The sequence below is a fragment of the Pseudorhodobacter sp. genome, assembly GCF_030452865.1.
Lineage (GTDB): Bacteria > Pseudomonadota > Alphaproteobacteria > Rhodobacterales > Rhodobacteraceae > Pseudorhodobacter.
Genome location: NZ_JAKDLJ010000128.1, coordinates 1 through 8,490, shown reverse-complemented (window position 1 = coordinate 8,490; position 8,490 = coordinate 1). Strand labels below are relative to the sequence as shown.

At 60.1% G+C, this 8,490-nt stretch carries 10 protein-coding genes; 4 read left to right on the top strand and 6 right to left on the bottom strand.

Going from position 1 to position 8,490, the window contains the following annotated elements:
• The 6 genes from acpS to folK all read right to left on the bottom strand — a co-directional run.
• Positions 1-251 (bottom strand): holo-ACP synthase (acpS, locus tag L0H65_RS09375; protein WP_301458610.1); only part of this gene is annotated, 251 nt, incomplete at its 3' end.
• A 50-nt stretch (positions 252-301) separates the two neighbouring features.
• Complete coding sequence (locus L0H65_RS09370) at positions 302-1,060, bottom strand: pyridoxine 5'-phosphate synthase (protein WP_301458609.1); 759 nt, start codon at positions 1,058-1,060, stop codon at positions 302-304.
• A 51-nt stretch (positions 1,061-1,111) separates the two neighbouring features.
• Positions 1,112-1,834: a DUF2062 domain-containing protein gene (locus L0H65_RS09365; RefSeq protein WP_301458608.1), complete on the bottom strand. Its 723-nt coding sequence runs from the start codon at positions 1,832-1,834 to the stop codon at positions 1,112-1,114.
• Between the two features lie 28 nt (positions 1,835-1,862).
• The gene (locus tag L0H65_RS09360; protein ID WP_301458607.1) at positions 1,863-3,980 is read right to left on the bottom strand and encodes a bifunctional (p)ppGpp synthetase/guanosine-3',5'-bis(diphosphate) 3'-pyrophosphohydrolase; all 2,118 of its coding nucleotides are present in this window, start codon (positions 3,978-3,980) and stop codon (positions 1,863-1,865) included.
• A 23-nt stretch (positions 3,981-4,003) separates the two neighbouring features.
• Positions 4,004-4,357 (bottom strand): DNA-directed RNA polymerase subunit omega, encoded by a 354-nt coding sequence (gene rpoZ / locus L0H65_RS09355; RefSeq protein ID WP_301458606.1) that lies wholly within the window; start codon positions 4,355-4,357, stop codon positions 4,004-4,006.
• 202 nt (positions 4,358-4,559) lie between these two features.
• Entirely contained in the window at positions 4,560-5,186 is a 627-nt protein-coding gene (gene folK, locus L0H65_RS09350; protein ID WP_301458605.1) for a 2-amino-4-hydroxy-6-hydroxymethyldihydropteridine diphosphokinase, read from the bottom strand.
• A 99-nt stretch (positions 5,187-5,285) separates the two neighbouring features.
• Between folK and L0H65_RS09345 the strand changes: the two genes are divergently transcribed.
• The 4 genes from L0H65_RS09345 to L0H65_RS09330 all read left to right on the top strand — a co-directional run bounded on the left by L0H65_RS09345 (position 5,286) and on the right by L0H65_RS09330 (position 8,336).
• Positions 5,286-5,864: an NYN domain-containing protein gene (locus L0H65_RS09345; RefSeq protein ID WP_301458604.1), complete on the top strand. Its 579-nt coding sequence runs from the start codon at positions 5,286-5,288 to the stop codon at positions 5,862-5,864.
• Between the two features lie 270 nt (positions 5,865-6,134).
• Positions 6,135-7,082 (top strand): 4-hydroxy-3-methylbut-2-enyl diphosphate reductase, encoded by a 948-nt coding sequence (gene ispH, locus L0H65_RS09340; protein WP_301458603.1) that lies wholly within the window; start codon positions 6,135-6,137, stop codon positions 7,080-7,082.
• A 142-nt stretch (positions 7,083-7,224) separates the two neighbouring features.
• A complete protein-coding gene (rnhA, locus tag L0H65_RS09335) occupies positions 7,225-7,698 on the top strand; it encodes a ribonuclease HI (protein ID WP_301458602.1) in 474 nt (157 codons plus the stop codon).
• A complete protein-coding gene (locus tag L0H65_RS09330; RefSeq protein WP_301458601.1) occupies positions 7,695-8,336 on the top strand; it encodes a trimeric intracellular cation channel family protein in 642 nt (213 codons plus the stop codon). The genes rnhA and L0H65_RS09330 overlap by 4 nt, the downstream gene beginning before the upstream one ends.
• Positions 8,337-8,490 lie beyond the last annotated feature (154 nt).

Here is an 8,490-nt window from a genome sequence, read left to right as displayed (position 1 = left end):
CCGCTGCGCAGGTTGGTGACCGCCATATCCTTCCACGCAATCCCCATCCTGAGGCCGGTGCCAAGCGCCTTTGAACACGCCTCTTTCGCGGCCCAGCGTTTGGCATAGGTCGCGGCGGCATGCGCGCGGGTTTCGGCACGGGCCTGTTCCCGAGCCGTGAAAACCCGGTTGCGAAAGCGGTCTCCGAAGCGGGCAAGCGTTGCCTCGATCCGGTCGATATTGCAAAGATCGGTGCCAATCCCGAGGATCATCCGCACAGCGCCTTTGGACCTGCGCCAGCGTCAATGCAGCCCGCCACCGATCAACCCATATCGGCGCGCGCAAGATCCATCCGGCGGCGCATTTCTTCAATCGAAGGGCCAAGACCCCGGAATACCGCCTCACCGATCAGGAAATGGCCGATGTTCAACTCCATCACCTCAGGGAAACAGGCCACTTGCGCCGCCGTCTCAAAGTCAAGGCCGTGGCCCATATGAACCTCCAACCCCAACGAGTGTGCATGGGCTGCGCCGACGCGCAACGCCTCAAACTCAACTGCCGCCGCGTCCAGCTTGCCTTCCGCTGTCAGGTCACAATAGCGCCCGGTGTGCAATTCGACCACGGCCGCACCAATGCGCGCCGATGCTTCAATCTGCCGCGCCTCATGTCCGATGAACATCGACACACGAATTCCTGCATCCCGCATCGCGGCGACCACGCCAGCCAGATGCTTCTCGTCCCCGGCAACGTCCAGACCGCCCTCCGTCGTCCGCTCCTCGCGCTTTTCCGGCACCAGACAGGCGGCATGCGGTTTGTGGCGCAACGCAATTTCCAGCATTTCCGGCGTCGCCGCACATTCGAAATTCAACGGGATGGAGATGCCCGCCATCAGCGCCTCAATGTCCGCGTCGCGGATGTGGCGACGATCTTCTCGCAGATGGGCGGTGATGCCATCTGCGCCCGCTGCCTCTGCCAACAAAGCGGCGCGCAGCGGGTCTGGCAACTCCCCCCCGCGCGCGTTGCGGATGGTTGCCACATGGTCGATATTGATACCAAGCCGAAGCCGCCCCAAAGCTTTCATGCCCTTGTCCTTCCTTCTCGTCACCTGCCCAAATGCGCCTTGGTCACCAGACTAGGCTTTTGTCACCGCCGCGTCATCCCCGGACTTTGCGCGCTTTTCTTTGCTGACGCCGCTTTTCACGGGGCTGCTCATACCCTGCCCCGCCGCTTCCGCTTCGCGCGCGGCGATCCGCTTGGCAATGCGTTCCCGGAGCTTCTTCGTGCGGCGGTTCTGATAGGCCAGAATAATCGGCAGGCTGACATAATAACCCACGGTCCCCGCGATCAGGCCGGGAATGATGCCGCCCACCAGATAGGGCCAATAGACCCGAAAGAAGAACCGGCTCAACCGATCCCAATGCGCCGGTTCAGACGAAAAGAGCGAGCTGATGTTGCGCGTCAACTCCGCGCTTGCCTGACCGAAATCGCGGAAAATCTCCAACGGCGACATCACGCCGGGATGACCAAGCAGGAAATTCCCGAATTCCACGCTGAAAGCCGCTATGAAAGGAAAGGTGATCGGATTGCCCACGAATGTCGCCATCAGCGCGGCAAGAATGTTGCCGCGCATGATCCACGCGATCAGGGCGGCACCGCCGAAATGCAGCCCGAACAACGGCGAGAATGACACAAGGATACCGGCGAAAATGCCACGCGCGATGCGGTGGGGCGCATCCGGCAGGCGTCGCAACCGATGCTTCATGTACATGGCGGCGCGGTTCCAGCCACCACGCGGCCAAAGCGCCTCGATCGCTGCCCGCCCCCATGATCGCTTGTCGCGACGCTTGAATACCATGCCCAGACGTTTCCTTCGTATCTGTCGATCAGGGCTTTCGCCGCATGTCGCGATTGCGGCTAACCTCTGCCACATCGGTTTCCGCTTCAAGGGCTGTCATGATCATATGAAAGTGTTCGAGATCGCGCAGGTCGACATCCATCTGCAAGCGATAGAAATCAGGTTTGCGATCCATGAATTGCAGGTCCGAGATATTGGCTTTCTGCTCGCCGATCAAGGTGCAGATCCGACCCAACACCCCCGCATCGTTCGAAATCGTCAGATCGAGCCGGACCGTGTTCACCGGCGCATGGCGCCCCGAATGCCAGTTGAGGTCGACCCAGCGTTCGGGCTGATCCTCCAACTCCGCCAGAACCGGGCAGTCGATGGCATGGACCACGACACCCAAACCGCGATAGGTGATGCCGACAATCCGCTCCCCCGGCACCGGCTGGCAACAATTTGCACGGCGGAAGGTCTGATCATCGCCAAGCCCGACCACAGGCCGCCGCGAGTCCACCTCATGGCTGTCATCCCGCGAAAGGTCCGGGTAAAGCGTTTCAATCACCCGCCGCGCCGCCAACTCAGCGGAACCGACACGCGCCAACAGGTCAATCTCATCAACCAGGCCCAACATGCGGGCGGCAGTGCTCAGCGCCTTGTCATTGACTTTGCGACCGATGTTTTCAAAAGCGGCACGGGTCAATTCACGCCCCAGCTTCACAAAACGTCCCCGATCTTCTTCCCGCAAGGAACGACGGATGGCGGATTTGGCACGCCCGGTTGTGACAATCTCAATCCAACTGGCTTGCGGGCGCTGACCTTCGGCAGAAATGATCTCCACCGACTGGCCGTTTTTCAACCGGGTCCAAAGTGGCACCCGGATGCCATCAACCTTGGTCGACACCGTGGAATTGCCGACGCGGGTATGAATCGCATAGGCGAAATCGAGCGGCGTCGCACCGCGCGGAAGCTGGATTACATCGCCTTTGGGTGTGAAACAGAATACCTGATCGGTGAACATCTCCAGTTTGACGTTTTCCATGAAGGCGTCATGGTCTTCGTCATCCATATTTTCGTTCAGTTTGGCGATCCATTTCGCCGGATCAACGGCAAAGGGGTTATTGGCCCGCACGCCTTCACGGTAGGACCAATGCGCCGCGACCCCGGCTTCGGCAACCTCATGCATCTGACGGGTGCGGATTTGCACCTCCACCCGCTTGCCATCGCGGCCCGAAACCGTGGTGTGGATGGAACGGTAGCCGTTGTTTTTCGGCTGGCTGATGTAATCCTTGAACCGCCCCGGCACCGCGCGCCAGCGTTGATGGATCACACCCAGCACGCGGTAACAATCGGCCTCGGTCTTGGTGATGATGCGAAAGCCGTAGATGTCTGACAGGCGCGAGAACGACAGATCCTTTTCCTGCATCTTGCGCCAGACGGAATAGGGTTTCTTGGCCCGCCCGAACACATCGGCATCAATATTGGCGCGGTCAAGCTCGGTCCGGATATCGGCGGTGATCTTGTAGACAACATCGCCCGCTTCGCGTTGCAGCGTGATGAAGCGGCGGATGATGGAATTGCGCGCATCGGGGTTGAGGACGCGGAACGCCAGATCCTCCAACTCCTCCCGCATCCATTGCATGCCCATGCGACCTGCAAGAGGCGCAAAGATTTCCATCGTTTCGCGGGCTTTTTGCGCCTGCTTTTCGGCCCGCATGGATTTGATGGTGCGCATGTTGTGCAACCGGTCGGCCAGCTTCACAAGGATCACCCGCAGATCCTTGGACATCGCCATGAACAGCTTGCGGAAGTTTTCGGCCTGTTTCGAATGCGAAGACGACAGTTGCAGGTTGGTCAGCTTGGTGACACCATCAACCAGCTCTGCCACTTCCTCACCGAAAAGGGTCGCCACTTCGCTGTAAGTGGCTTTGGTGTCTTCGATGGTATCGTGCAAAAGTGCGGTGACGATGGTGGCGTCATCCAGCCGCTGTTCGGTCAGGATCGCAGCCACGGCAACGGGATGGGTGAAATACGGCTCACCCGAATGGCGAAACTGACCACCATGCACACGCAGACCGTAAGCATAGGCCGCGCGGATCAGTTCGGCGTTGGAACGGGGATTGTAATTGTGGACGAGGGCGACCAGGTCTTCGACGTCGATCATCCCCGCCCATCCTACCTGCGGCTTCAGTTGGCGCCTTGGGCTTCCATCAGCGCCCGCAGCAAGCGTTCTTCCGACATGTCGTCGGTTGCCGGGCGATCCATCTCGCCGCCCATCAGCAGCGACATCTGGTCTTCCTCCGGCTCATCCACCTCAATCTGGGTCTGGTGGCTTTCGATCATCCGCTCACGCAGGCTGTCGGCAGATTGGGTTTCATCCGCGATCTCGCGCAGGGAAACCACCGGGTTCTTGTCGTTGTCGCGGTCAACCGTCAGCGGCGATCCAGCCTGAATCTCACGGGCACGATGCGCGGCGAGCATTACCAGCTCAAACCGGTTCGGAACTTTATCAACGCAATCTTCAACCGTGACGCGGGCCATGGAGACACCCTTTCAGATATGGGAATAGGAACGGTCTATGTAAGGGGTGCCCAATCCCTTGACAAGCACATTAAGGCCACTGTCGGCCTGATCTGCCGGGGAAATCCAATGCAATCCGCTGGATCACAAGTCTTTTACCACAATGCGCGGCACTTGGAGGCGCTCCGGTAGCGGGATCGGCCCGGTTCGAATCGCGCTGCACTTACAATAGGTGGATCGCCGCAAGATCCGCAGGGGGCAGCGCATCGCGCATCTGCGCCACAGTTTGGCCGAGAACCGGGTGCCGCCAATCGGGTGCTACCTCAGCCAACGGCACCAGAACAAAGGCGCGCTCTGCCAGTCGTGGATGTGGCAGGATCAGCCGATCCGGGGCAAGCCGGGCTTGATCCACCGGGGCAAGCCGTTGCCAGTGAAGAAAACCCCGCAAATCAGGGCGAACCGTGTCCCCTATGGCTAGCAGGTCGATATCCAGAGTCCGCCCGGCCCAGCGCGTGCTGCGCCGCCGCCCATGCGCCGCCTCGACCCGGTGAAGGGCAGCCAGAATCGAATCAGGAGTGAGATCGGGCCCGGCTTCAAAGACGGCGGCTGCATTCACATAATCCGGCCCGGTTCCGGACGGAAAACACGGCGTCGCGTAAAGCCTGCTAAACCGGCGCAAGCGGAAACCCGCGCCGGAGAGATCAACCAGCGATAGTGCTATTGTTTCAGCGGGGAGCTGCTCACCTGACGCCACGTCAACAGGCAGATTTGCCCCAAAGGCCAGCAAAATGACCGAATTTGTGATCTTTTCCCCCTGACACTTCCGTATAGTTGCGCTTGAAGTCCTCATCATGCACAGCGTAATATTTCTTATTCGCTGACCAAACCATTTTCGTCGCAAATCCACTCTCGAAAATGATGTCAGTGATTTTTTTTGAGGGGAACAAGAGTGTTTTACAAGGACGAAAGACTCGCCCTGTTCATCGATGGTTCCAATCTCTATGCGGCTGCGAAGTCACTGGGGTTTGACATTGATTACAAGCTGCTTCGGCATGAATTCATGCGTCGCGGCAAACTTCTACGGGCGTTCTACTACACTGCGTTGCTGGAGAATGACGATTACTCCCCGATTCGCCCGTTGGTGGATTGGCTGCACTACAACGGCTTCTCGATGGTGACAAAAGCAGCCAAAGAATACACTGACAGCCAGGGTCGACGCAAAGTCAAAGGCAATATGGACATTGAGTTGACGGTGGACGCAATGGAACTCGCTCCGCGCATAGATCATGCGGTGATCTTCTCGGGCGACGGCGATTTTCGGCCTCTGGTGGAAAGTCTGCAACGGCAGGGGGTGCGGGTTTCCGTCGTCTCCACCATTCGTAGCCAACCGCCAATGATCGCGGATGAATTGCGCCGACAGGCCGACAATTTCATCGAGCTGGATGAATTGCGCGATGTGATCGGTCGCCCGCCACGGGAACCGCGCTTTGAACATGATGGAATCGAAGAGATTGCCGACGTGAAATAGCGTCTTGTGGTTGTCCTCGGGCGCAGGCTCCGGGGCGGGACCGCAGCCGGAAAGAGGGGCCCTGAGCCCCTTTTTTTCATGCGCAGCGCTGTTGCAGGCAACCGGTTCCGCGCCACCGGCCTGCTCTGCCTCAATATATTTGACCCAGGATTGCTGCGGATTGCCCAGGCGCGGTTTCCATTGTGCGCCAATGACGATCGCTGGGGCGCTGGACCTTGGCGCGGCATCACCCTAGACAGGCACCAACACCCACCGTGAGAAGGATCACGCATGTCCCGCCCGCCCCTGACGCTTTACCTCGCCGCACCGCGCGGCTTTTGTGCAGGCGTGGACCGGGCGATCAAGATCGTGGAACTTGCGTTGCAAAAATGGGGCGCGCCTGTCTATGTCCGGCACGAGATTGTGCACAATAAATTCGTGGTTGATGATCTGCGCGCCAAAGGGGCGGTGTTTGTTGAAGAGTTGTCGGAATGCCCCGATGACCGCCCGGTGATCTTTTCGGCCCATGGTGTGCCGAAATCGGTGCCCGCTGCTGCCGAAGCCCGCCGCATGATTGCCGTCGATGCAACCTGCCCGCTGGTGACCAAGGTGCACAATGAAGCCGCGCGCCATTCAGCGGAAGGGTTGCAAATGGTGATGATTGGTCACGATGGCCACCCTGAAACCATCGGCACCATGGGCCAATTGCCGCAAGGCGAAGTTCTGTTGGTGGAGACCGAAGCGGATGTCGCAACCTTGCAAGTGCGCGACCCGCAAAAGCTGGCCTATATCACCCAGACCACGCTTTCGGTCGACGATACAGCAGGCATCGTGGCCGCCCTTCAGGCGCGCTTTCCAAGCATCGTCGGGCCGCATAAGGAAGATATCTGCTACGCAACCACCAATCGTCAGGCTGCCGTCAAAGCCATCGCCTCGCGGATCGACGCGCTTTTGGTGATCGGCGCACCGAATTCCTCCAACTCCCAGCGCTTGGTAGAGGTCGGGCGGGCGGCCGGCTGTGGCTATGCCCAGCTTGTGCAACGTGCCGGAGATATCGACTGGCGCGCGCTGGAGGGGATCCGCGCCGTCGGCATCACGGCAGGGGCGAGTGCGCCGGAGGTTCTTGTCAATGAGGTGATTGACGCGTTCCATGCGCGCTATGACACCCGCCTCGAGGTGGTGGAAGCTGCGCAGGAAAACGTGGAATTCAAAGTGCCACGCCTGCTGCGCGAGACGTGAGGCCGTAGCGGGGGCTTTCCGCCCCCCTTCGCCTGAAGGCGAATTCCCCCCGGAAGGTATTGCCACCAAGATGAAATCGCCACGGTTGCGTTGACCTTTGGCCGGCCCCCGCCTAGATGAGGCGATCAAAAAGGAACCGAAGATGCCCGATCTTTACGCCTATACCGATGGTGCCTGTTCCGGCAATCCCGGCCCTGGGGGCTGGGGTGTGCTGATGCTGGCGCGGGACGGCGAGCAGGTGGTCAGAGAGCGGACATTGCAAGGCGGTGAGCCGGACACCACCAACAACCGGATGGAATTGATGGCGGCGATTTCGGCGCTGGAGGCATTGGCGCGCCCGTCCCGGCTTATCCTCGTTACTGACAGCGCCTATGTGAAAAAGGGGATCACCGAATGGTTGGCGGGGTGGAAGCGCAAGAACTGGCGCACGTCTGCGGGTTCTGCCGTGAAGAACGTCGATTTGTGGCAACGGTTGGACGCCGCGCGCGCAACCCATGAGGTGGACTGGCGCTGGATCAAGGGCCACGCCGGGCATGCCGAAAACGAACGCGCAGATGAGCTGGCGCGCGCCGGGATGGCACCTTACAAGCCCGCTAAATCCACGGGCGGGAAATGACTTTGCTTATGGCGCTGGACTACGCTTCGGTCGCGGTGTTCGCCCTGACCGGCGCGTTGGTCGCGTCGCGCAGCCAGTTGGATTTGGTCGGGTTCATCTTTGTCGCCTGCCTGACGGCGGTGGGCGGCGGCACCATCCGCGATCTGTTGCTGAACCGCGATCTGGTTTTTTGGGTCGCTGACCCCGCAATCCTGCTGGCGGCGGTCTGCGCGGCTGTTGTGGTGTTCTTCGGCGCGCATTTGCTGGAAAGTCGCTATCGCGCGATTGTCTGGCTCGATGCTTTTGCGCTTGCGATTGCGGTGCCTGCCGGGGCCGGTGTCGCGATGGGTTTGGGACACCACTGGGCAATTGTTCTGGTTATGGGCGTGGCGACGGGATGTTTCGGCGGTTTGATGCGTGACGTTGTGTGCAACGAGGTGCCGCTGGTTCTGAAGCAGGGTGAGCTTTACGCGACTGCGGCTTTTGCGGGTGCGGGTGCTGCGGTTATGACCAGCCTGCTGACCGATGACGGAATGCTTGCACTCTTGGCCTGTGCCGGTGTCACCTTCGTGCTGCGGGCGGGCAGTATCGCGTTTAACTGGCGCTTACCAGTATACCGGGCAAGGCCACCTCGCCCTGAAAGGCCGAAGCAAGGCTGAGCTGCCGCGGGCACCCGCAGGCGGCACGGCCCAACACTGAGGCGATGCGCGGGCCGCGCGCATCAACGAATGGCGGGAGTGTCCTGGTCGTCAATCCGCAGATAGGTCAGATAATGCTGCGGGCGACCTTCGCGGATTGCCTTTTTCTCATATC